Raw genomic sequence first — 23536 nt, 5'->3', positions numbered from 1 at the left:
ATCACTCCTGCTAGATAGAAACGAGTCCAACTTATTTTCCTGTCCACAACACGATTAGACGAAGCGGCTGCAATTGAAGCTTTTAGATCTATCCATTGCAGCCGGAACATCAGGCCAAACACAGGCTACGCTGTAGTGCGGCCCAGCAGGCGCAAGAGCACCTGCTCAAGCGTGGCCTCAGCATCTTCAACGCCATCGCGCGAACGCCAGGCCACAAAGCCATCGGGACGCACAAGACTTGCCCCCGCCGCGCTCACTCCATAGGCTGCCTGCCAGCGACTATCCACATCCTGCAAGCCCTGGGCGCCGATCTGGCAGCTATCCAACTTGAGGGCTAAGCGCGCGGCCACACGCTGAGCAGCCTCGTGCCAGGAAGCGCCCTCGGCACCGCTCAGCAGGACAAAACTGCGCCCGAACAGATCAATGGTCGAGAGCCGTTCGCCTGCACGTTCCAGCCAGACATGAGGCGCCCGCGTCCCAGGCTCACCGCTTAAGGTGCCTGGCTTCTGGGTCAGGGACGCTTTTTCTGCGCCAGGCTCGGCAATAAACGCCCCATGACGATAGCGATAACCAAAGATCAAGGAGGCATTATCTATAAGCGAGCTCGCATCGTTCCCCACGCGATGGGCAAAGCGCTGCATGGTCTGCTCGACCATAAGCTGACCGATAGGCGTGCGCTCCTCAGCATAAGAGGTAAGTAGAGCTGGCGTGGCCTGCCCTTTGAGAACCAGGGCCAGCTTCCAGGCCAGGTTGAAGGCATCCTGAATACCGGTACTGGCTCCCATAGCTCCCGTAGGCAGGATCGCATGAGCCGAGTCACCAGCCAGAAAGACGCGCCCGCTTTGATACTGCTCAACGTAGCGCGGCATCATCTCCCACACGCCAACCTTAACGGGGTCCCAGGGATAGGCCTGCACAATTTTCGCTTCAAGATCAGGAATGCCGGTGGCCAGACGTATCAGCTTGAGGCCATACTCGTCGGTGAAATCCTCGCGGCGCTCACCGCGCTCGGGATGGAGTGCTATGCTCAATTGCCAGCGCTTCTGACCATCGATAGGCATCAAGAAGCCCTGCCCATCGGGCAGTTCAGGATTACTGATGTAGCACAGCATAATGCGACGCCCACGCTCAGCTTCGTGCAGATCGGCCTCAAAGACTATATTTGTAGAGTGATAGACTAAACCAGGACCCTGCGTTGTAATACCGAGAGTATCGCGAACAGTACTCCGATTGCCATCGGCGCCCAGCAGATAGCTCGCACGTACCCGCCGCTCCTGGCCCGTCGCGCGCTCACGAATGACGGCAGTGACACCCTGCTCATCCTGTTCAAACGAGACAAGTTCGGTATTGAAATGCAGAGCACAGCCCAGCTTCTGGGCATGCTCAACAAGAATCGGCTCAAGCTGATCCTGATCTATACTACACCAGGATGTGGGCGAAGCTACTTCCTCATCTCCAAAATCCCCCTCGAAAAGGCGCTCGATTTCAGTTCCGGCCAGAGACTCCACACGAACCATCAGAGTATAGTCGGCGATAGGCGATTGTGCCGCGCGCATCGTTTCTTCAAGCCCGAGGGCGCGAAACAATTCCATCGTGCGAGGATTAATCGCTCTGGCCCGGGGCAAACGCGCGGGCGCAGGATGGCGCTCAACCACCAACGATTGAATACCATTATGTTGGAGAAACACCGCAGCGGAGAGGCCTACCAGGCTTCCACCTGCGATGAGGACCTGGACCTGTTCATCATAGGGCAATGTATCATTACCAGAGTTACTCATAGTATATATATCCTTTCATCATACTCAAAGAACAGACATAGAGAAGGTGAACAAAACGCACAAGCAGATTGCATGTCTAGAGTGTAAATGCTAACAGACTGGCGGGGCATCGCCTCAGCAGGTGATTGAGCGGGTGATTTTGTCAAGGCTTGACTCTGACATGATGTCAGGCCCTACAATGTTTCTGTACAACAGATAGAGAAGAATAGATCAAAGCAAAGGAAATAAACAGATGAAGTATGGTCTGGTGCTCCCCAACATGGGGAGCTACAGCGATGCACGTACCCTGGCAGAACTGGCCCGGCTTGGCGAAGAATCTGGCTGGGATGGCTTCTTCCTCTCGGATACCATCCATTATGGCCACGCGGCCATTCCCACGAGTGATCCCTGGATTGATCTTGCTGCAGTGGCCGTGAGCACTGAACGTATCAAGCTTGGGCTCCTGGTGAGCGCTCCGCCACGGCGACGTCCCTGGAAAATGGCCCGCGAAGCCGTGACCCTCGATCACCTCTCCAATGGTCGCCTCATTCTTGGCGTTGGTTCCGGCGACGAGCACGACCTGGCCTTTGAGGCCTTCGGAGAAGAGATGGATCTTAAGAAGCGCGCGCGCATGCTTGATGAAAGCCTTGATATCTTGCAAGGCCTCTGGAGCGGCAAGCCTTTCAGCTACCAGGGAGAGCATTATCAGGTCGACGAAATCACCTTCTTACCTCCGCCTGTCCAGGCTTCAGGCATTCCTCTCTGGATAGGCTGGCTCTGGCCATATAAAAAGCCCCTGGCCCGCGCAGCCCGCTACGAAGGCGCCAATCCTTTCGCCGTAAATCCAGATGGCTCCTACGCGCAGCTGACTCCTGCGGACATTCAGGAGCTCAAGCAGCTGATCGACGAGCGCCGCAGCCAGGACAAAGCCTTTGATATCGCCATCCATGCTCAAGTCTTTGCCGCAGCCAACGACGAGCAAAAGCGCAGCAAGCTGCAGGCCTATGCCGAGGCTGGCGTAACCTGGGCTCTGGGTGGCTTCTTCTCGGTATTCGATGCCGAAGAAGTGCGCAAAACCATTCGTCAGGGTCCGCCTTCCCTCTAAATGCACAGCTCACGCGAGAAGAGCAGAAGGGAGCACAAAATGAGCCCGTTCATCTCCTCGTGAGTGGGCCGTTACGCCTTTGCCTACTATTCATCTATTTCACAGAGCTGCAAAGCCTGGTCAGAGGAAATCATGCCTGAGAAGCAGCGTTCATAGGCAAAGACAGGAAAGCGGCTGGCGCAAAAAGAAGGAGCACAAAAGAGGTTAGAGGAGCTGCAAGCGTTGGGCCGTAGCACGCGCCTCCCAACGGTTCTTGACGTTAAGCTTGCGATAGATACTCTGAACCTGTGTCTTGACGGTATTGATAGAGACAACCAGCTCCTTGGCAATTTCTGGATTAGAGCGTCCAGCCGCCAGCAAGCGTAACACACGCTGTTCCTGCGAGCTCAGTGGCTCAAGCAGGAATGAGGAAGCTTCCGGCGAAGGGATAAGCCGCCCCTCCTGGGACTTAGCAAATTCCGCGAGCAAATCCCGCACATAGCTCACTTGCTGCTCATTGGGCAGATTGAGCAGGAGCGCCCGCAAAGCAGGCAGCAGATCCACGCCCTCATCAAGAAAGACGCGTTGATAACCTTCCGGCTGACCTATCATCACGGCTTCCTTGAGCTCCACCACAGCTTGCGCTAAATTGCCACAAACAGCATAGGCCCGCGCCTTAAGCACAAGGATTTCCAGCTCGCTACCTCTGCGTTGCTGTTCTTGCGCCTTTAGCTGCCAGGACGCAAGCAAATCCAGAGCCTCCGCGCACTCTCCACGCGCGATAAGCAGGCGCACAGATATGAGGGCCTCTTGTTCCCGCTGCTGGATACGAATTTCCTTGCCAAGCTGTCGGCACGTATCCAACTGGCGCTGAGCCGCCGGCAAGTCCCCAGCAGCCAGGTTTAGGCGAGCCAGAGAAGTAAGAGCTTCCCGCTGAAGATACAACCACCCGCGCTCTTGCGTCAGGACCAGCATCTCGTGTACCAGATGTTGGGCCTGCAGGATCTCGCCCAGGCCAAACAAGACGCGAGCCAGCACCAATGAGCCGGGAATCTGCAAAAAAAGTTCGGCATGACATCTGCCAAGCTCATCGCTATGAAGTTGAGCAAGCGCCAGCACCTGACGCGCCTGTTGCTCTGCCGCCTTAAGATCGTTCCATTCATAGGAAAGCCGTGCCAGCCCCAGCAAAGCATATCCCTGATCGGGAGGATCTTCGCTATCAAGGAGCTGCCGCAGATAGTGTGCAGCCTGGTGGAGCTCGCCTTGCTGAAAACAGACCTCATTGAGCAGCATGATTGCCGCATTCATACCATAAGTATTCGCCTCGGTAGTTAAAAAGAGGGAATACGCCTCAGAGGCCATCTGACGCGCTCTATCAAGCCGCCCAGCATAGAGCTCACCGCCCCCTGTAATAATCAGAGCAGAATTACGCCATAGGGTTTCATGTTCCGGCAAGAGTGTCAGAGCTCGTCTGGCCGCCGCCAAAGACTGAGGAAGCTTTCCCTGCCACCAGGTCAATAAGGAGTATATACTTTGCACGGCTCCCAACTGCAAATTGTCGCCGGTCTCCTCAAAGTAGTGTTCGGCCATCGCTAACGGCCTTTGAAGCGAGCTCATCGTCTCCGGCGAGCTGCGATCCTGAGAGAACATGAGCACCATCACATAGATTAAACACAGCTCAGGATGTTTCTCCAGCACTTGTTCTGGCAACTGCTCCAGCCAGCGCAGGGTGGTCACATCGTAGCGTTCAATCGTTTTTTGCGTCCAAAGGTAGCGCTCCATCAAGAGAGCGGCGCGCGACCATTCACGCGCCTGCAGAGCCATCTCAACCGCTTCTACAGCCATCTCATGCTCCTCATACCAGGCGCTCGCCTTATTCAAACCCAGCTGCAAGGCCTGCGCCCCAAGTTGTCGGAGAGCCTGGGTCCGCAAAGCCTCGGCAAAGAGCAGATGATAGCGATACCACGGTCCGGCGCCGTCAAGCGATTGCAGAAAGAGGCCCGCGCGCTCAGCAGCTTCCAGGATCTGCGCGCTATCATCTCTCCCGGTCACTGCATCACAGAGCGAGGGACACATGCGACTGAGAATACTTGTCTGCAGCAAAAAGCTCTGCAGCGTTTCCGACTGTGAGCCGAGAACCTCCCCAGCAAAGTAATCATGCAAATAGCGATGGCCGCCAGTAAAGGCGGCAAGAACCTGCTCAATTTCCTGCGGATCGCTACGATTCTGTAAAGCTAAGGCGAGCAAGCGTAGCCCGGCCACCCAGCCTTCCAGATGGGCCTCAAGGCGCGCAAGCGTCTCTGGAGCTGGCGCGAAAGGTAAAGCCTGCTGCAAGAACGTTGCAGTCTCCTCATGCGAAAAGCGTAGCTCACTTGCCTGTATCTCTAGTAGCTCGCCTCTAGCACGCCAGCGCGCCACAGGCAAGGGCGGATCGCTACGGCTAAGCAGTACTAAAGACAGCGAGGGTGGAAGATGGTCGAGCATAAAAGCCAGCGCTTCGTGAAGCTGGGAAGCAATTATCACATGGTAATCTTCAAGAACTAGCAGGCGCCGCCCGCTAAGTGGTGCAAGCTCGTTCAAGAATACGGTGAGCACAGCTTTAAGCGCAGATAAGGCCAGGGGCGGCCTCAAGGCCGAAAGGTGCGCCAGGGCAGCGCGGCCCGGGGCGCCCGGTAAAGTCTGCATGGCCGTTAGTACGTAGTGCCAGAAGCGTAGAGGATCGTCATCCTCTGGATCAAGCGAGACCCAGGCCACAGGCGGAAAGTGATCAAGCTTAGCCGAGGCCTCAATCCATTGACGCACCAGCGTTGTCTTGCCAAAGCCGGCCGGAGCCGTAATCACTGTAAGCTTGCGACCCAGGCCTTCATTCAGGCGGGCAAGCAGATGTTGACGAGGGACAAGCTCCGAGGGCAAACGAGGTAAGAGGAGCTTAGGCACAAGTAAGGATGGAGGCTGAGACGTAGCACTTGCCTCCTGTAGTCGCGCATTGGCCAGCTCCTCCCGATCGGCTTCCGGCAACGCTGCAGCGTTCTGCTCATCGTGTCCGGCAAAGGCCCGGGCCACATCTTCTAAATGAGCCGGTGTCAGATTAGCGCTGCGCCCAGCATAGCGTTTTAGCTTACGACCACCCTGGCGCCGATAGGCATACCAGTAGCCCTCCTTGCCCGGTGTGCGCGCCTCCTTGAGCAGATTTAGCCGCTCCCCATGCTGTCCCTGGAAAGAAAATGCCCTATGCGTCGCCAACCAGGAAAGCCAGGCTGCATCATCTGCATAGAAGACAAACTGCTCCTGGCTTTTCTGCGCAAATAACCCATATCTTACTTGCTCCGGGAGCCAGGTTAGCACATATGTTGCGGCTCGTGGCATCGCTTATCGCCAAACCTCCTTTGCCTGCTCTCTTGATATCTTTATAGAGGCGATTATATCTTGCTCAGGAAGCACAAACAAGTGGTCCCCAAAACTCCAGGTAGAAGCCCCCAAAAAAACTTTCGTAAGGATTAGCGGACCGCTAATCCTGTTGGCATGCGTACCCAGCAGGGTTATCGCAAAACAGGACAAATCGCGTGTGATACAAGATCAGATTAAGACGTAATACTACTATCAATCATCCTTCCATCGACTGGCCATATAAAAGCGAGTACTTTTCGATTTTACTATAATTCATTTCAACGCTTAAGCGCAATTATAAGTAAACTTCGTGCTCGTCATTAAAAAAAGAGAAATGTATGATCGGCCTTTGATAAGTAAAAGGAGGTAATTATAGCAAACTAGCGGATATGATTATTCTATAGGGCATTCCAGTGCAGCAAAGGAAAGGAGTAATAAGCATTTCTATGAAGTCACAGTATAAACCATTGCTGCCTATCTTCTTTCTGACAGTCCTGTTGATCTCAGCTTGTGGAGGCAGTACCAGCACAACGCAGACGAGTCAACATAGCAAAGCGCCCGACAACAAGCAAGTGCTTGTCAGCGTCGTCTCAGCCGGAGCGGGAGCTTCGGACTTTAACACCCTTGATCCGGCCATTGTCTTCGACGTCAATGGTGCGACAGCAATCGAAACAATGTTCACAGGCCTGGTCTCTTTGGACCAGCAAGCGCGCATCCACGCTCAACTTGCCCAATCGTGGGAAACCTCAGCTGACGGCCTGACCTGGACCTTCCATCTCAAGCCCGACCTCAAGTTCAGTGATGGCACGCCTCTGACCTCGCACGATGTCGCCTATAGCATTGACCGGGCCTTGCAGCCGGCCACAAAATCTACCACCGGCCTGTACTACATGGGCTACATCAAGGATAGCGATAAGCTAAATGGGGGCAAATTAAAGACCATCATCGGCGATAGCCTGCTCACTCCCGACGACAACACACTCAAAATCGTGCTAAGCAAGCCTATTGCCTTCTTCCTGGATACCATGACCTATCCCTGCGCGTTTACTGTCGAGAAAAGCGTCGTAGAGAAGTATGGAACCCAATGGACCGATCACCTGGCCGAAGGCGGCGGTGCAGGCCCCTTTAAAGTCAAGCAATATACGCATGACAAAGAGCTCGATCTCATTCCCAATGACAATTACTACGGCCCCAAACCGCAGTTAAAAGAGCTGATCTATCCTTTCTATAAGAACGCCGACACAACCGAGAAGGATTATCTTATCAATCGGCTTGATGATGCCGTTATCCCGCTAGCCAACTACGAGGGAGATAAAACGCGCCCCGACTTCTTCCAGGTACCTTATCTGAAGATCGATTATCTAGGGCTCAACTATACCAAGAAGCCTTTTGATAATATGCATATTCGTCAAGCCTTCGCCCTGGCCATCAATAAAGAGCTTATCGCGAAACAGATCTGGAAGGGGTCCTACCTGGCCACCAACCATATTGTCCCGCAAGGCATGCCAGGCTTTGACGCCGGATTGACCGGCCCGGACGGAACTACCAGCCTGGCCGGCAATGCTGAGAAGGCCAAAGCTCTGTTACAGCAAGGCTTACACGAGGAAGGCTACAGCAGCGTTAGCCAGTTACCATCCATCTCTGTAGCTTATCTCAGCGGCGGTGTACAAGCCCTACGCGACGAGATGGCCGCCGTGCAACAGATGTGGCAGCAGGTACTTGGGGTCAACGTCAAGCTGAATGATGTCAATTCAAATATCTTTGGCACCAACATCAATAGTGGCGTCAGCGCAAATCCTTACCAGAGCTATCAGAGCTTCTGGGCCGCCGATTATCCGGACCCCCAGGACTGGATTACGCTCATGTTTGGCAAGGATACCGCACAAAACGCCTCAGGCTTTGGCCAGAACAATGGACCGGATGCAGCAGCACAACAGGCCCTACAGCAACAAATGACCCAGGCCGATCTTATGCGCGATTCTACGGCACGCTACGCAGCCTACAATAAGATCGAACAAACCCTGGTCAATGATGTGGCCTGGCTACCGCTTGATCAAGAGACGCTCTACGGCCTGCGCAAGCCCTGCGTCCAGGGTTTTGCCGTCAATTCGCTGGGGATGACGCCTCCCGATAACTGGAGCAACATCTATATCTCCACGGCCACGCCCTGCGCCAACGTCTCTGTCTCGTAGGTTTCCGACAAAGCCCATTTGTGCCTCAGGCACAATATAATCCCTCTCTTCATTTGTGGAAGAGAGGGATTGTAATATTCGCGGCATAGCCAATCTCTATGCCCGCTGCACAAAGCAGAACGAGAGGACAGCCCCGAGCAAAAAAGCCCCGCCAGCGATCCCCAAAGCCACATGCATACCTGTCATAAAAGCCCTATGTACATCAATAAGGGAACCAAGTAAGGCCACGCCGAGCACTTCCCCTACTTGTCGACTTGTGTTCAATACTGCAGAAGCTATGCCTGAACGCTCACGCGGCACAGATGAAACAACAGCAGTCGTCATAGCGGGCATCGTGAACGAGATCCCAAATCCTATAGCGATAAGCATAGGACAGAGCAGCAGATAAGCGGTATTTGAATTGATCAGCATCATTAGCCAAAAACCGAACCCACCAATACAAAGGCCAATGACCATAGGTAAACGAGGTCCGGTACGAGCTGTCACCTTTCCAGAAAGAGCAGAGGAAATTGCAATCACGCCTCCCTCCGGCAAGAGAGCCAGGCCCGTAATAAGAGCAGAATAACCCCAGATCTGCTGAAAGAAGATGCTCACAAGAAACAACTGGGCATAGAAAGCGAAATTGAGCAATAATCCTATAGTCGTTGCCGCCGAGAAAGTTGGTGAGGCAAAGAAATGGAGTGGAAGGATAGGATTTGTAGAACTGCGCTCGATAAGTAGGAAAAGGAGTGCTGCTACTATAAAGCCGGCCAGAGCTCCTAGAATAGGCAACGAGTTCCAGCCCCATGCGTTGCCCTGAATGCTAGCTAGCGTAAGCAGGCCAAGTGCGATAATACCGGCGACCTGAGCACCTGGATCAAAGCCACGCTGTGGCAAGCCAGGGACAGTAGGCACAAAGCGCCAGGTAAGCAAGAAACCGGCAAGGCCCAGAGGAACGTTGAGGAAGAAAATACTTCTCCAGCCCAGAACGTTGATCAACAAACCGCCTATGACTGGACCAGCACCAGCAGCTATCCCAGCAACAGCGCCCCAAATGCCAATAGCCCTGTCTCGCTCACGTGCATCAGGAAAAGTATGATTGAGCAGCGCTAGTGAAGCGGGTACCTGTAATGCTGCCCCTAATCCTTGCGCCACGCGCGCAAACTGCAATAAACTCATATCGGGAGCGATACCACAGAGAGCAGAAGCACAAGTGAAGAGCACAAGACCAATTAGAAAGATCCGCTTATTGCCCAGTCGATCGCCCAGCGCTCCCGCAGTGAGCAATAGGCCGGCATATACTAGCATATAACCATCCACAACCCATTGAAGCTCAGCAATAGAAGCTCCAAACTGCCTCTGCAGGCCAGGCAAAGCCACATCCACAACAGTCGTATCAAGAATAACCATAAAGAAGCCAAAGCAAATAGCTGCCAGGCAGAGATTGCGTATAAACTGATTGCGGCCCGGTTTTTCCTGTCCTGGCACAGCAGGATATGCGTTGACAATAAATGTCCCTATAGTATTTTGCGCTTTTCGCGTATTCGACACGCTATACTCCTTCCTTTTCTGCCCAACCTCGCCTGCTCGCTATCGAAAGCAGAGCAAAAAAGCTGGCCGAAATAACAGCCTCATAGCGCTACGCTATTAGCCGGCAAGCACTAAAGTGGGCACAAAGATTTGATCTTTCGCTTCTTTCAGCTCTCTGGGGAAAGCAGCACCGCCGAGGCATAGATCGCCAGCGACAATATAGTAGTAATGAAAATTCTTATATAAAAGGGAGAATTTTGTGACGATATTTCTATGTTGCTAAAGCAATAATACGCGATAGAATAGAGATAAGCTAGCGGTTTTTGGCCATGGCCATTTCAGCGTGCTGGCTTCTCATAAAAGGTGCAAGAATGGAGAAGTTTTTTCTTGCGTCTCATAAGAGAATAGTGAGACGTGTAATGTTTCCCGTGCCCGTCTGACACGTTTCTCATCTTTCTGAACTTGCCTTTCTGAACATTACTATTATACTAGCTTTTAGCTTAGCGCACATCGTCTTTTTGGACATTTTATTCAGGCATACTTTTCTCATATACTGAGGGTGAAATATCTTAGAGCCGGCACAAATTCACTGGAACTTCTTCCAGAGCCAAAAAAGACATAGTACCTGATCAGGTACAAAGCATCAATGGTTCTGGCCCAAGCAATGCCTCCCTGAGCAGATCCGGGCCAGAGCCTGATTAGCAACGAAAGGCAGTCACATGACAGAAGGCAAAAAATTAAGCTTTGGCATCAAAACTGCACCACAGCATACAACCTATGAGGATATGCTTCGCGTCTGGCAGGAGGCCGACAGCCTTCCATCCATCGAACACGCCTGGCTCTTCGACCACTTTATGCCCCTGGGCAATGATTTTACCGGTCCCTGCCTGGAAGGCTGGACGCTACTATCAGCTTATGCAGCACTCACCAAACGCGTGCGCATTGGCCTGATGGTAACAGGCAACACATATCGACACCCGGCGGTGCTGGCCAATATGGCCGCCACAGTCGATATTATTTCTGGTGGTCGCCTGGACTTCGGTATTGGCGCAGGCTGGAACGAGAGAGAACACAACTCCTATGGTATTCCTCTCTACACCACAGGTGAGCGTATCCGCCGCCTTGGCGAGGCATGCGAAATCATTAAGCGTATGTGGAGCGAAACCGCGCCAGACTTTGCCGGCAAATACTACCAGATCAAAGAAGCCTACTGCGAACCAAAGCCCGTGCAGAAGCCCTATCCACCCTTTGTGATTGGTGGCTCCGGCGAGAAATTAACCTTGCGCATTGTGGCCCAATACGCCAGCATCTGGAACTTTGTCGGCGGCGGCCCAGAGATTTTCCAGCAGAGGAGCGCCGTTCTCGACAAGCATTGCGCCGCCATTGGACGTGATCCCCAAACAATCCAACGCTCAATTCAGAGCCTGGTCAATCCCGCGAATCTTGAAGAAACGCGTAGCATGCTCCAGGCATACATTCAGGCCGGCGCAACGCACCTCATTCTGAGCTTACGCGCACCCTATCCAGAAGGCATCGTGCATCGCCTTGATGAAGAGATCATCAAACCATTTAAGGCGGCATTTGAGGATTAGGCTTCTTGCCCATCCTCAGCCGGCAGGTGGAGTTAACAAACTTTTTCCTGACCATTCGGTAAAGAAGCCGAAAAAGCTGAAAAACGAGGGCGGTTGCTGTCCTTCTTTCCGCGTATACTCTATATAAGAACTACGAACGAACTGAGATTATACAGAGCAACAAAGGAGAAGGACATGAAACTTGATAATTTCCGCCTGCTGGTCAGCGATTTTTCGGCCTCCCTGCATTTCTGGCGGGAGATAGTCGGCCTCTCCCTCATCTTCAAAGATCAGAACAACACATATGCCTACTTCGACGCCGGCAACACACGCATTGAGATGCTCGACGCCAGCTACTTTGCCGGCTACCTTCCCTCGGCACCCACAGGTCAGGGCACATCCACAGCGCCGCGGGCAGCCATAGTTTTTCAGACAGATGATGTAGATGCAACTTATGCCGATCTCGTTAAGCGCGGCGCCACCCCACTCGCACCACCACAGGTAGAGCGGGCAGGTTTTGCGCGCATCGCCCTGCTTGCCGCGCCCGATGGATACGTGCTTGAAATCTTCACAACTCTTGGCAAATTTCCCAAAGAGTCAGAGTCATAGGTGCAAACTAACCAGGCCTTGAAGATTGAGCCTGGCTACCTGGAGAGCATTTAGCGGGGCAGCTAAGAGTTCTCCAGGAAAGTGCAGAGAAAATCAATAAATGCTTAAGCGCAAAGCGGGTCTACACTGGCGCAAATTCCTTCAACGGTGCAAAGAGCTCACTGACCAGAGATTTAACGATCCCTTCGGGATAAGGAGCTCGCAGGACCACCACCAGGTGCCTGGCACCAGCCTCGATAAAAGCGCGCGCCGAGGCTCGTAGCGCAGACCAGTCGGGCTCAGGAGAATTGATCATCACCGAAGCCATACGAGCAAGCGTCGCAGGATCGCGAGCGAGAGCACGGCAATTCTCATCGAGCTGTGCGCTCTTTTGCCGAAACTCCTCAGCTGTATTGCACATCGCGCCCCAGATATCGGCGTGCCTGGCCACAATACGGAGCATCTGCCGGCCAGAAGCCCCGATCAATAGAGGTGGAGATGGCTGCTGTAGCGGCTTTGGCTCGCTATAAGCCTCCTTAAGCTGATAATACTGCCCTGTGAACGTAGGAGCCTGCTCAGTCCAGAGCAAGCGCACGATCTGACAAGCCTCATCCAGGCGTTTGATGCGCTCGCTAGCAGGCGGAAAGGGAATACCATATGCCGTATGCTCCACTTCGTTCCAGGCAGCTCCCAGGCCAAAATTAAGCCTTCCCCGCGAGATTTGATCGACAGTTGCCGCCTGCTTGGCCAGGATAGCAGGGTAGCGATACGTTACGCCCGAGACCATCATACCCACGCGTACGCGCTGCGTCCTGGCCGCCAGCGCCGCGAGAAGCGTCCAGCCTTCCAGGCACGGCTCAGAAGGATCAACTCCCCCAATCGGAATAAAATGATCAAAAGTCCACAGGTGCTCAATCAATGGCTCCTCATCAGCCGCCAGCCAGAGCGGCAAAATGTCCTCATAGGTACTTTGCTGCTGCCCCGAAGAAATGCCAAAATGCAAAGCTTGCCGCGTCATCGCAAGTCCCCTTTCTGCAAATCTGTTATATGACTATAAGAAATTTCATCCGAGAACAACGCCTCCAAGCCTTGTTAATGCTCGCTCTACCCGGAGGCAAGCATTAATCAACAAAGCTTCAAACAAATGCCAATTTAGTTAGTCGGTTAATGATCTGAGCAAAAAGTTAGTCGGTTAACGATTTGGGCAAAGCGTGAAAGATCCATATCGAAGCTGTGATCAGATATGGAAAGGAAATTTTTGCTCTAGATTCTCCTGTATTTGTGCCAGGATACGCATCAAAAGCGCACGTTCAATCGGCGAAACGTTTGTCAGCATATACTCCTCGCCAGTAGCCATAATCTGCCTGATTACTGGCTCCAGGGCCTGACCTTTGAGAGTCAGGCGCACCAGCACCTGGCGAGCATCTATGGGATGAGGATACTTCTCAACCAGTCCCTGACGTGCCATACGTTGCACAGAACGGGTAATCGAAGGATCTTCTACGTCAAGACGACTGGCCAGCTCACCAATAGTCAGATCTTCCTGAGCATCCCAGAGCTGTTCTAGCAGAAAATGCTGGCCTGCATGTAGGCCATATTGCTGAAGTGTGCGTTCAAATGCTTCCTTACTCGCTTTCGTCACCTGCGAAAACAGGCCTATAAAATCACCCATTGTTTACCCATATCGTTAACCGACTAAACATATTTAACCATCAGTTGGCAAATCTGTCAAGCGAATCCGCCAGGCTCTTTACCTGGCAACACAATTCCCTTCTTTCTGGCAGTCACAGGAGTAGTTTACCTGACGCAAAGCGTGCCTTGTGATGGCTTGCCACCCGTTCTAGAGCGGATGGCGAGCCAGAAACTCGTTAACGACGCGACTTGCCTCTTCACGAAACTCCAGATAGTAGCCGTGTCGTCCTCCTTGCACAATGTAAAGTTCCGCATTTGGAATACGATCTGCAAGTAAATAGGCATTGGCCGCCTGGACCACCCGGTCTTCGCTGCCGTGAATAACAAGTGTCGGCGCTTTGATCGTGGGTAGCTGATCCCAGCTATCATATCCTTCGCTCGCCTGGGAGTGCAGGTTTTGTACATACGCTGGCAGCGGGGACTGTTGCGACACATATGATGCAATCAGTTCGGAATGCGCGGCGACCCAGGTTGGTGAGAGCATGAGTTCGAACTGCGTATCAATTGAAGGACTTGCCATCATAGCACTGACCTCCGGCGAGCGGGGCACGCCATGAGCATTCCCAGAAGTTGTGCAGCCAAGCACCAGCGCACCAATACGCTCGGCATGCTCAATCCCCAAACACTGGCAGATCTTCCCTCCCATAGAGACTCCGTAAGCGTGCGCACGCTGAATGTTCAAGTGATCAAGAATAGCGATGGCATCCTGCGCCAAACCGCTTATAGTGTATGGCGGTTCTGACGGCTTATCGCTTTGCCCCGTCCCACGATGATCATAGACGATGACATGGTAGCTGTGCGCAAAATCATCACGCACTATACTCCAACTTGTATGATCGCTTCCCTTTCCACTGACGAGCAAAAGAGGCTCGCCTGTCCCCACTTCCTCGTAATAGAGACGGATTCCGTCTGATGCTGTTGCGTATGGCATTGGTCAAATTCCTTTCTGTTACCTATAGTTGTCAGGTCTTAAAGGGGAAAGCAGACAGAAAAGCCAGGCAACAGTTGCCGCCTGGCCCATTTCTATTGATATGTAAGAATTATACTTGAGGCACCAGTAACGCTTTCACCTTCTCTTTACCCAGCGAGAGCAGCAGCGTAGGGATACGCGGCCCCGTATCTCTCCCGCAGATAAGTTGATAGATGGCAATGAAGAAAGAGCGCTGAGCCTGCTTCAGAGCCGCATCGGGAGGAGTATCGACAGGCAACCCGCGCACAATCTTAGCGATATTGTAGATAAGATTAGTCAGAGCATCGAGCTTCCATGACATATCGAGCTGCTCCGCCAGCATCTGCACGCTAGCGCGGTCCAGTTCGGAGAGCTGTTCGTAGGCCTCGGCATTAAACGCTGAGCGAATCGGCGTTCGTTCGTCCTCCGGCAAGTAGCGCGTTACCCAATTGAGGGCACAGCTCAGCCGAGGTTCCAGCAGTTCCGGCCGCAGCTCCTGGGTAAGATCCTGGCCATTATACTGCGCCACGATACGCAGCATTTGTGCTACGTTTCCCTGCGTCACATCCAGCACCGAGGTCAGGAGATGGAATGGTACCGGCTGGGGAGTACTTCCTACGGGTCCCTCTGAAGTGTGAATGGCGCGCTCATAGGCCTTGGCATTCGCCTCACTGGCCTTGCCCTCCCGCTGCTGTTTTACCAGCGTATCCCATTCATCATAGAGACGCAGCAAGCCCTGGCCAAAGTCGATCATAAACGTCTGATTGTAAGAGCGCCGCGTATATAGCCAACGCAGAATGCAGGGCTCGATAATATCCAGGGCCGACGATATGGTTGCTGAAGTACCGGCCGAGCTTGAGATCTTTGTGCGTCCCTCCATGCCAACGAAGCCAAAGCCGACGAACTGAGGGGGTGAAGTATGGTAGATCGCCTGCACAATTTGCCGTCCGACCGAAAAACTGCTGTTTGGCGCCGCGTGATCAGCTCCCGCCGGCTCACAGTCCACGCCTAGAGCGCTCCAACGCATCGGCCAATCGACCTTCCAGACAAGCTTGCACTCAACCTTTTCATTGAGGCTGAACGCGCCCTCATACTGGCAGGAGCTACAGGCATATGCGATTCTTGCCGTCTCCTCATCATACTGCGAGATCGTCGTCGTATCCTTATGGCAATTCTCGCAATAGACGCGCAAAGGATAGTAGCTTGCGCGGCGCTCTTCGGCGCTCTCCTGCTGTCCGGGCAGGGTCTGGAAGCTGGAGATAATATCGAAGATCTTGAAGCGCTGAGCCATCGCCTCTTTTATCTGCGCGGTATAGTTGCCGCTGCGATAGGCAAGGGATTGGCGTACGAAGCGAGGAGCAATCCCCAGGCGTTGCAGGCTCTGCGTAAAGTCGGCCATATAGCGCTCAGCATACGATGCATACTCGTCCCAGGGATCGGGAATATCAGCTAGCGGACAGCCAATATATTTCGCAAAATCGGCAGGCACATTGGCGGGAATTTTCCGTAAACGATCAAAATCGTCCCAAATATGGAGATGTTCCACCTGCCGGCCCCGCTTGCGCAGTTCTTCCACGATAATATGTGGCGTCATCACTTCGCGCAAATTCCCCAGATGGATCGGCCCTGAGGGACTGATGCCCGACGAACAAATAATTGTGGCGGCAGCGCCTTTTGTCTTCTGTACCTGCAGCTCTATCCGATCACAAAGTTGCTCAACCCAATCGCTTTTCATCGCTCCATCCAACGCTTTCTTAGCATATTCAATCAGACATCAGGATACCAAAAAGCCCAGGGGTTGGCAAGCAACAGTACCTGGCTACTGCAGCCAGTTTCTCTCAGTTCACAGTAGTTTAGTAAGTTTGATGCTTTCTGGCACAAAGCCCAGACGTTTATAGAAATTGCGTGCCCGCTCATTATCAGTGGTACCAGTATCCAACACCAGAGAGCTATAACCCTGCTCACGCGCCCATTGCTCACAGGCGTGAACAAGAGCCTTGCCGACTCCATGTCCCTCTACCTCCTCGCTCACCGCCAGCTCACCCAGGTAGGCATATGGCTCACCTGTAAAGTGCTTAGCATACGCCACATTGGCAAAGCCCAGTCTCTCTCCATGCTCATTCTCGGCAATAAAGAGCATACAGCGCTTGCCATGATTCTTAAAATCCTGTTTCATCCAATACTGAACGGCACCAAGCCACTTTTCCGCCGAGCGCCAGGGCGGCATCCCGGTCAATAAGCGCGGCGCCAGGCTCAGGACGAAGGCTTCATCCCCTGAGCGATAGGGACGTACGCGAATTGCAGAATCAGCATTATCGGGAACAGAAAAATTACTGCGCATATTTTCTTCTTCATAAGCACACATTGGCTTTCCTCCTGGCACGCTTACCAACATTATGGCAAATACAGCTTCTATCTCACCCAAACACAACGCCATATAGCATGCATAAAGCTATTTTACCAGATGTAGTTGACGAAATTTCCTCTTGCGCTCAGCCATTCCCAAGCGCCCCAGCAATAGCCCTCCTCCCTCAATATGACTATAAGAAATACATGTATACGCAGTACAGAAACGCCTTCATAGCCATATTTGCAGAAATCATCCTTAGCAGAAATAAAGAGAACAAGAAAAGTAGCAGAAATGTTTTTCTAGAAAAGCAGATCGGAATCTTTTCTAGAAATCTCTATAAGAAGCTATCAAGAAAACAAGCTTTCCAAGCAGACCAGAAAATAACCCTCTAACCCAGGGGAAGATGCAAGCTCAGGAGCTACATTTAACCTCCAATGAAGAGATATACTTAAACAAGAGCAGATCAGGATACCATTAAACCGCAAGAATCGTGTTTAACTGTGGAAGCTACTCTGAGCAGTTGACAAACTAGAAAGGCAGAGAATCTTCATGGTAGAAGATCCCATCGAGCTTGTGCGGAACTTTATGACCGCTCTTGATAATAACGAACCAGAGGAATATGAGCCCTTGCTGGCCGACGACTTCACCATCTCGGGTTGGACGCCCAGGCCGCTTAATCGACACGGCTTCCTGGAAGCCATCAGAAGCCTTAAAGACGGCATACCGGGCCTCACCTTCAACCTGCATAACCTCCTGAGCGAAGAAGAGACGCGCGTTACAGCTACCTGGCATGTAGCAGGCTACCAGACCGATAGCTTCATTATTCCCGTCCTGGGCATACCCCCTATTCCACAAACCGGGCGCAGTATTTCGCTGCCAACCGAGAATGTGGAATATACCTTACGAGACGACAAGATAAGCTCTATCAACGTCGAACCAACCGCAGGGGGAGGCGTCAAAGGCATCATTGCCCAGCTTGGCATCGATCTGCCAATCGTTCAGTAATCCTTACTCGCCTTGCGCGCCTGCCTGCCGAACAAAGTAGCGTGCTAGCGCGCAAGCGTCCCTTACGCACTATAAGCTAACCCGGGACATATTTTGCGCCTTACCATATCTTCATTCTGTATCAGGCGGCATCGCGCTCGCTTTTGCTTAAGTGGGAGACGCCTCGCTCGTCCCCGCGCACGAGAGAAGTAAGGATACCAGGCACAGCGATACATGCGCAGACAAGAAGAGCTAAGTGAAAACCTGATAGGAAGGTCTGCTGAAGCACCTCTGGCTGAACCAGCATATGTGCGCTACCCGTACGCTGTAAAACCAGCTGCAGACCGGCATTTGCCGCTCCCGAGCCACTTAAGATCGCCCCGGCCAGAGCCACGCTTGTGCTTTGACCGATGACGCGGCTGGTACCCAGGAAGCCGGAAGCAATCCCCTGGCGCTCACGGGGAGCCGCGCTAAGAATAGTACTGCTATTGGGAGCCTGAAAGCAGGCTTGACCGGCGCCAACCACCATCAAACGCCACACAATATCCCAGATCGTACTCTGCATATCGAGCTGGCTTAGCAATACAAGGCCAACACAAGAAATGCCCAGCCCAACAACAGCTAACCAGCGGCTCCCCAGGCGATCGGCCAGCCAACCGCTAAAGGGCGCAACGCAGCCCATCGTCAGGGGCAAGGGCGTAAGCAGAAGTCCCGAAAGCTGGGCCGGAAAACCGCGCAGCTGCTCAAGATAGAAAGGGAGCACAAAGCTCACGGCGAAGAGCGCCATCATCGCCAGCATATAACTGCTCAAAGCCAGCGAGAAGACACGATGGCGCAACAGCGATAGATCGATAATCGGCGAGGCAACCCGCCGCTCAACAAAGACCACGGCAAGCAGGCTGAGCGCGCCAATAACGAGGCAGGCAAGGACAGGAAACGATGTCCAGCCCAGGTTTTCGCCAAAGGAGAGCGCGACCATAATCCCGGCCAGGCCAAGTGCTAACAAACTTGCCCCGTAAGGATCAAAGCGTCCTCGCGCACGCACAGCAGGCTCATGCAAAAAGATTCTGGTAGCCAGCAGACAGATCAGGCCAAGGGGTACGTTCACGTAGAAAATCCAATGCCATGATAGCGTTGCTAAAATAAAGCCACCAAGCGTAGGGCCAGCGCTAACCGCGATCGCCACATTGACCTGGCTGAACCCCAATGCTCTACCCCGCTCCCGAAGTGGAAAGGCGCTGGTAATCATGGCCGGGCTTACTGAGAGCATAAGAGCGCCTCCAACACCTTGAAGCGCACGGGCAGCAATTAACAATCCCAGAGACGGAGCAGCCCCACAGAAGGCCGAACCCAAGATAAAGACCAGTAGCCCGGCGCTCCAAACTGACTTACGTCCAATCATGTCGGCTAGACGTCCTGCTGTCAGTAAGGCCGAAGCCATAACGATGAGATAGGCAATGATAACCCAGGAAACGGCTCCGTTAAGCGGAACCCCGAACGAAGTAGCGATAGAAGGCAAGCTGATATTGACGATCGAACTATCGAGCGTGGCCATAAAAACCCCGATAGCCGTAACTGAGAAGACTACCCATTTGTTATTGCCTGAACCTTCGTGAGCCTTACTTGTAGCTAATGTTTGGGATTGTAGCTGGACGCCTGATAAAGAATGGGCTGATTGTTTCATATGTATTAACCTGCAGATGAATAGTGTGATACAAGAGGTAAGCAAGTAAAACTCTTCTCCCCGCACTGAAGAGCCCTTATACAGAGTATAATTAAGCCGATGGTATCTTGTCCAAGACCTTTTTGGCAGAAAGTTCATGCCGAAAACGTATAACCTGGTAAGGAGACGAGGATGGAACTGCGGCAATTAGCCTATTTCTTAGCAGCCGCCCAAACCCAGAACTTTAGTAAAGCCGCCATTTTATGCCTGGTAGCCCAGCCAGCTTTGAGCAGACAAATTGCCGCTCTGGAAACCGAACTAGGCGTAGCGCTCTTTCGACGCGAGAAACAACGCGTAAAATTGACGCCGGCCGGGCGTGAATTTATGACCTATGCTAAGTGCGCCCTGGATGCCGCCCAACAAGGTCAGCAAATGATGGTCAAATTGCAAAAGGGACTGCAAGGGATCATCCATGTTGGAAGCATCAGGTCGCTGGCTTCTGTGCTATTGCCACGCGTATTTGCCTCTTTCCATAAGCGCTATCCAGCCGTCCATCTACAGGTGAAAGTAAGCCCGGCGCAACAGCTTGTTTCCCTTGTCGAGCAGGAGAAGATAGATCTTGGCCTGACCTTTGATCCAATCATCCAATCGGATATTGTAGTTGCCAGAGAGCTTTTTCGTCAATCGTTGCAGGCGCTCGTAGCCTTCGATCATCCTCTTACGCACGAGGACCCTGCCAGTCTTACGCTTGAACGCATCATAGCCGAACCATTGATAGCCTTCGATGAGTCCTCGCGCGTGCGGAGAATAACCGAACGTCTCCTCTATCTGCGCGGCCTTTCCGCACAGCCGGTGGCCGAGATAGATTCGATAGATGGGGTAAAAGAGCTGGTAAGGCTAGGCTGTGGGGTAGCGCTCATTCTCCCGGCCTTCCTCCAATCGACTCCAGGCTTGAAGCTCCTGCCAATCAGCGATCTCAGCGAGGAATTCCCTTTTACGCTCATCTACTGCCGCTTTGGCACACTCCCGGCCGCCTCCTTGCAGTTTATCAACACGATGATAGAGGGTGTTCCGGCAACGCCAGGTACTCCGTCCAGCGCCAGCAGCTAGCGCAAAATCTATAAAGGTACAATTTCTTCTTTTCTAGAAAATCTCTTATGCTGGTTCCGTTGCTGACAAGGGCAGCTCAGCAGATTACATATAAATCTAGAAATTGCACCTTCCTGCTTGCAAGGTAGAAAGGATACTTTTAGAAAATATCACTTGCAAGATATTTCTTATAGTCATTATAGCAAAATAGCTTGGGCCGTGTAGTGCGGCCATATGTAAGGCTCAAAAAAACAGGCGTGTTGACAGAGTTTTTCAATAGTTGAAGCCTTCTTAACAGCCGTCAGCGTCGCCGCACAATCACCTTGATGCCGTGAGAGGGACGTAGAGCAGCCGTTTTACGCAGGTCGGGGACTATATGTTGTCCTGGAACAAGTTCAAACGTCACGCGTTGAGCCAGCGTTGCCAGCAAGAGCGGTCCTTCCAGTAAGGCAAAATGTTTACCGATACAGATGCGTGAATCTTCTCCAAAGGGGAGATAGGCGCCTCGTGGGAGGCGTTGCTCGTTTGCCTCCGAGAAACGTTCAGGATCAAAGCGTTCAGGATCGAGGAAAGAGTCGGTGCGCCGGTGCAGCGTATATGGCGCAAGAAAGACCGCCTGGCCCTGACGGAGCAAATAATTGTTGATGACGATATCATGCAGCGCGGCCCGTGAAAAGACGGGAACTGGCGGATAGAGACGCATAGCCTCTTTAAATACTTGCAAGCAGTAGGGCAGGCGAGCCATGTCCTGATAGGTGGGCACACGGCCCTCCAGTACACTATCAACCTCCCGCTGTAGCTGCTGATATATCTCACGATGTTGTGTGAGTAAATACCAGGTCCAGGTCAGAGCTACGGCTGTAGTTTCATGTCCTGAGCGAAAATGAATGGAAGCGGCTTTGTAGTTTTCAGTTCTGTGTCTGTTACCGTCAGGCTCTCTCCTGTAAAAACTGTTCCATGCTGAAGCCAGCGGGTAAGATGCCTCTGTAGCGTTCAAAGATCTCAAGGAAAAGTTCAAAGAGCAGCAATTGTTCTTTACTCATAAAGTAGTGGCCCAGCTCATGCCTGCGCAGATAGTTATCGGGCAATCGCTCGAAGCAGAGTTGACGGAATTTGTTGTTATAATTCACGCTAGAGGAGGGAATGCCCAGCTTGCGGCGCAGAGCTATATCGAGTAACGCCGGTCCATAGTGTTCGATAGCCGTACGTTTAAGGATATGCTTGTGGATGCCAAGCGCGCGGTTGGCTTTGAAATGCAGAGGAAGGGTATTCACGAAAGCGACAAGCTGGTCATCCAGGTAGGGAACGCGATATTCCAGGCTGGCGGACATTGCCAGCTTATCTACAAATTCGAGATGATCATGAATAAGTTGATCCTTCAGATTGATCTCAAAGAGTCTTTTGAGATATTCGTCAAATGTTGGTGCTTGGGCCAGCCGTTCGTAGATTGCCAGCACCTGTGTACCAGGCTGGTAACCGTGCGCCTTGAGGTGATCGATGTTGCGCTTGATACGAGAGAGCTGACGATTCTGATCGACATATTCAGGATAGCCGCCAAATATCTCGTCTGCCCCTTCGCCGATAAGGGCAACCTTGACCCGCTGGCTGATATATTTGCATAAAGAGTAGAAAGAAGAAGCCGGGAGCAGTGGCATCTCGGCTGCAGCTATCGTAATCGGGATGGCCTGAAAAAAATCCTCAAAGGTAATCTCTACAAAGTGATGCTCGCTATGCAGATGCCGCGCGAGTTGTGCAGCCTGTCTGGCATCGGGGTGACTTCCGGTATCGGCGACGGTGAACGTTAACAAGCGGCGAGCAGTGTCCTGTTCCCGCATCGCCATCGCCAGAACGCTCGAATCGAGCCCCCGGAGAGCGAGATACCCACTTCTACATCAGCCTGGAGGTGCGATGCGACGGCTGAGTGTATGCGTGCCGCTAGCTCTTCCTGCGCCTGCGCAAAAGAGATTCCCGCGTCGGGTGTGAGCTCCAGGGCATAATAGCGCTGATCGTGCAGCTCGATCTGTCCATTTTCCCGCTGTGTGGCAAGCAGCGTATGACCGGGCTGAAACTCCAGGATATCCTTGAAAAACGTGAGTTCCCCGACAGGATAGAAGAACACAATGCTGTCAACAAAAGCCTGCATATTAAGAGTGACATCAAGCTCCTCACATTGCAGCAGGGCTTTGATCTCTGAAGCAAATATGAAAAGATTTTTCTCTGGCAGAAAGGCATAGTAGAGCGGCTTGATGCCCAGGCGATCACGAGCGAGAAAGAGCGTATCACCATCGGCTATAGCAAAGGCAAACATCCCATGAAGATATTCGACGCAACGGGGGCCATATTCTTCATACAGGTGAATGATGACCTCTGTATCCGAATGAGTTGTAAATAAATGGCCTTTTGCCTGTAGCTTGCCCCTCAGTTCTTTGTAGTTATAGATCTCGCCATTGAAGACTATGCATTTATTGTGCGTCTCGTTGAATACAGGCTGTGAGCCACCCTGTAGATCAATGATGCTGAGACGACAGGAAGCCAGAAGCATACTCTGATTCGTATTTTTATAATAGCCCTGCCCATCGGGGCCACGATGCTTGATTGCTTCTATCATTCGTCTCATGAGACGGCTATCATTTCTCCCAAGAATGCCAGCAATGCCGCACACAGTTCCTCCTGCAAAAAGGCTAGTTGTGCCTACCCGTGATGATGTGTTGGGCAGAACAC

The 23536-nt window shown here is 52.5% G+C and carries 18 protein-coding genes; 6 read left to right on the top strand and 12 right to left on the bottom strand.

Features of this window, described 5'->3' with window-relative positions; translation table 11 throughout:
* Positions 1–125: 125 nt before the first annotated feature.
* Positions 126–1778, bottom strand: coding sequence for an FAD-dependent monooxygenase (locus EPA93_RS06830; RefSeq protein WP_129886333.1), 1653 nt, complete (start codon positions 1776–1778; stop codon positions 126–128).
* Between the two features lie 232 nt (positions 1779–2010).
* Here EPA93_RS06830 and EPA93_RS06825 point away from each other — a divergent pair, with 232 nt between their 5' ends.
* A complete protein-coding gene (locus EPA93_RS06825; protein WP_129886332.1) occupies positions 2011–2862 on the top strand; it encodes an LLM class flavin-dependent oxidoreductase in 852 nt (283 codons plus the stop codon).
* Between the two features lie 204 nt (positions 2863–3066).
* Here EPA93_RS06825 and EPA93_RS06820 read toward each other — a convergent pair whose 3' ends face one another.
* The gene (locus EPA93_RS06820; RefSeq protein ID WP_129886331.1) at positions 3067–6207 is read right to left on the bottom strand and encodes a winged helix-turn-helix domain-containing protein; all 3141 of its coding nucleotides are present in this window, start codon (positions 6205–6207) and stop codon (positions 3067–3069) included.
* Between the two features lie 467 nt (positions 6208–6674).
* On the opposite strand from EPA93_RS06820, the gene EPA93_RS06815 reads away from it, so the two are divergent.
* Entirely contained in the window at positions 6675–8420 is a 1746-nt protein-coding gene (locus tag EPA93_RS06815) for a peptide ABC transporter substrate-binding protein (RefSeq protein ID WP_129886330.1), read from the top strand.
* A 96-nt stretch (positions 8421–8516) separates the two neighbouring features.
* Here EPA93_RS06815 and EPA93_RS06810 read toward each other — a convergent pair whose 3' ends face one another.
* Positions 8517–9950: an MFS transporter gene (locus tag EPA93_RS06810; protein WP_129886329.1), complete on the bottom strand. Its 1434-nt coding sequence runs from the start codon at positions 9948–9950 to the stop codon at positions 8517–8519.
* Between the two features lie 698 nt (positions 9951–10648).
* Between EPA93_RS06810 and EPA93_RS06805 the strand changes: the two genes are divergently transcribed.
* Both EPA93_RS06805 and EPA93_RS06800 read left to right on the top strand, forming a co-directional pair.
* The gene (locus EPA93_RS06805; RefSeq protein ID WP_129886328.1) at positions 10649–11521 is read left to right on the top strand and encodes an LLM class F420-dependent oxidoreductase; all 873 of its coding nucleotides are present in this window, start codon (positions 10649–10651) and stop codon (positions 11519–11521) included.
* Positions 11522–11695: 174 nt separating this feature from the next.
* Positions 11696–12109, top strand: a complete 414-nt coding sequence (locus EPA93_RS06800; RefSeq protein ID WP_129886327.1) for a VOC family protein — start codon at positions 11696–11698, stop codon at positions 12107–12109.
* Positions 12110–12230: 121 nt separating this feature from the next.
* Here EPA93_RS06800 and EPA93_RS06795 read toward each other — a convergent pair whose 3' ends face one another.
* The 5 genes from EPA93_RS06795 to EPA93_RS06775 all read right to left on the bottom strand — a co-directional run bounded on the left by EPA93_RS06795 (position 12231) and on the right by EPA93_RS06775 (position 17094).
* Positions 12231–13106, bottom strand: a complete 876-nt coding sequence (locus EPA93_RS06795) for a TIGR03560 family F420-dependent LLM class oxidoreductase (RefSeq protein ID WP_129886326.1) — start codon at positions 13104–13106, stop codon at positions 12231–12233.
* Between the two features lie 219 nt (positions 13107–13325).
* A complete protein-coding gene (locus tag EPA93_RS06790) occupies positions 13326–13760 on the bottom strand; it encodes a MarR family winged helix-turn-helix transcriptional regulator (protein WP_129886325.1) in 435 nt (144 codons plus the stop codon).
* 168 nt (positions 13761–13928) lie between these two features.
* Positions 13929–14711 (bottom strand): alpha/beta fold hydrolase, encoded by a 783-nt coding sequence (locus EPA93_RS06785; protein WP_129886324.1) that lies wholly within the window; start codon positions 14709–14711, stop codon positions 13929–13931.
* Between the two features lie 109 nt (positions 14712–14820).
* On the bottom strand, positions 14821–16464 hold the full coding sequence (lysS, locus tag EPA93_RS06780; protein ID WP_129886323.1) for a lysine--tRNA ligase: 1644 nt from the start codon (positions 16462–16464) through the stop codon (positions 14821–14823).
* A 108-nt stretch (positions 16465–16572) separates the two neighbouring features.
* Positions 16573–17094 (bottom strand): GNAT family N-acetyltransferase, encoded by a 522-nt coding sequence (locus tag EPA93_RS06775; protein ID WP_165422929.1) that lies wholly within the window; start codon positions 17092–17094, stop codon positions 16573–16575.
* A 534-nt stretch (positions 17095–17628) separates the two neighbouring features.
* On the opposite strand from EPA93_RS06775, the gene EPA93_RS06770 reads away from it, so the two are divergent.
* The gene (locus EPA93_RS06770) at positions 17629–18084 is read left to right on the top strand and encodes an ester cyclase (protein ID WP_129886321.1); all 456 of its coding nucleotides are present in this window, start codon (positions 17629–17631) and stop codon (positions 18082–18084) included.
* Positions 18085–18205: 121 nt separating this feature from the next.
* Here EPA93_RS06770 and EPA93_RS06765 read toward each other — a convergent pair whose 3' ends face one another.
* The gene (locus EPA93_RS06765) at positions 18206–19747 is read right to left on the bottom strand and encodes an MFS transporter (protein WP_242527337.1); all 1542 of its coding nucleotides are present in this window, start codon (positions 19745–19747) and stop codon (positions 18206–18208) included.
* A 171-nt stretch (positions 19748–19918) separates the two neighbouring features.
* Between EPA93_RS06765 and EPA93_RS06760 the strand changes: the two genes are divergently transcribed.
* On the top strand, positions 19919–20836 hold the full coding sequence (locus EPA93_RS06760; RefSeq protein WP_129886319.1) for a LysR family transcriptional regulator: 918 nt from the start codon (positions 19919–19921) through the stop codon (positions 20834–20836).
* A gap of 280 nt (positions 20837–21116) precedes the next feature.
* Here EPA93_RS06760 and EPA93_RS06755 read toward each other — a convergent pair whose 3' ends face one another.
* From EPA93_RS06755 to asnB, 3 genes are read right to left on the bottom strand one after another with little or no spacing between them, the layout of a single operon-like run.
* The gene (locus EPA93_RS06755; protein WP_165422928.1) at positions 21117–21812 is read right to left on the bottom strand and encodes a cytochrome P450; all 696 of its coding nucleotides are present in this window, start codon (positions 21810–21812) and stop codon (positions 21117–21119) included.
* Positions 21745–22650, bottom strand: a complete 906-nt coding sequence (locus tag EPA93_RS06750) for an asparagine synthase-related protein (RefSeq protein WP_165422927.1) — start codon at positions 22648–22650, stop codon at positions 21745–21747. Before EPA93_RS06750 ends, EPA93_RS06755 begins: the two co-directional genes overlap by 68 nt.
* The gene (asnB, locus tag EPA93_RS06745; protein WP_129886316.1) at positions 22617–23477 is read right to left on the bottom strand and encodes an asparagine synthase (glutamine-hydrolyzing); all 861 of its coding nucleotides are present in this window, start codon (positions 23475–23477) and stop codon (positions 22617–22619) included. The genes EPA93_RS06750 and asnB overlap by 34 nt, the downstream gene beginning before the upstream one ends.
* Positions 23478–23536: the final 59 nt, after the last annotated feature.

This window comes from Ktedonosporobacter rubrisoli, from assembly GCF_004208415.1.
GTDB lineage: Bacteria > Chloroflexota > Ktedonobacteria > Ktedonobacterales > Ktedonobacteraceae > Ktedonosporobacter > Ktedonosporobacter rubrisoli.
This window is presented reverse-complemented; position numbering and strand designations above follow the sequence as displayed.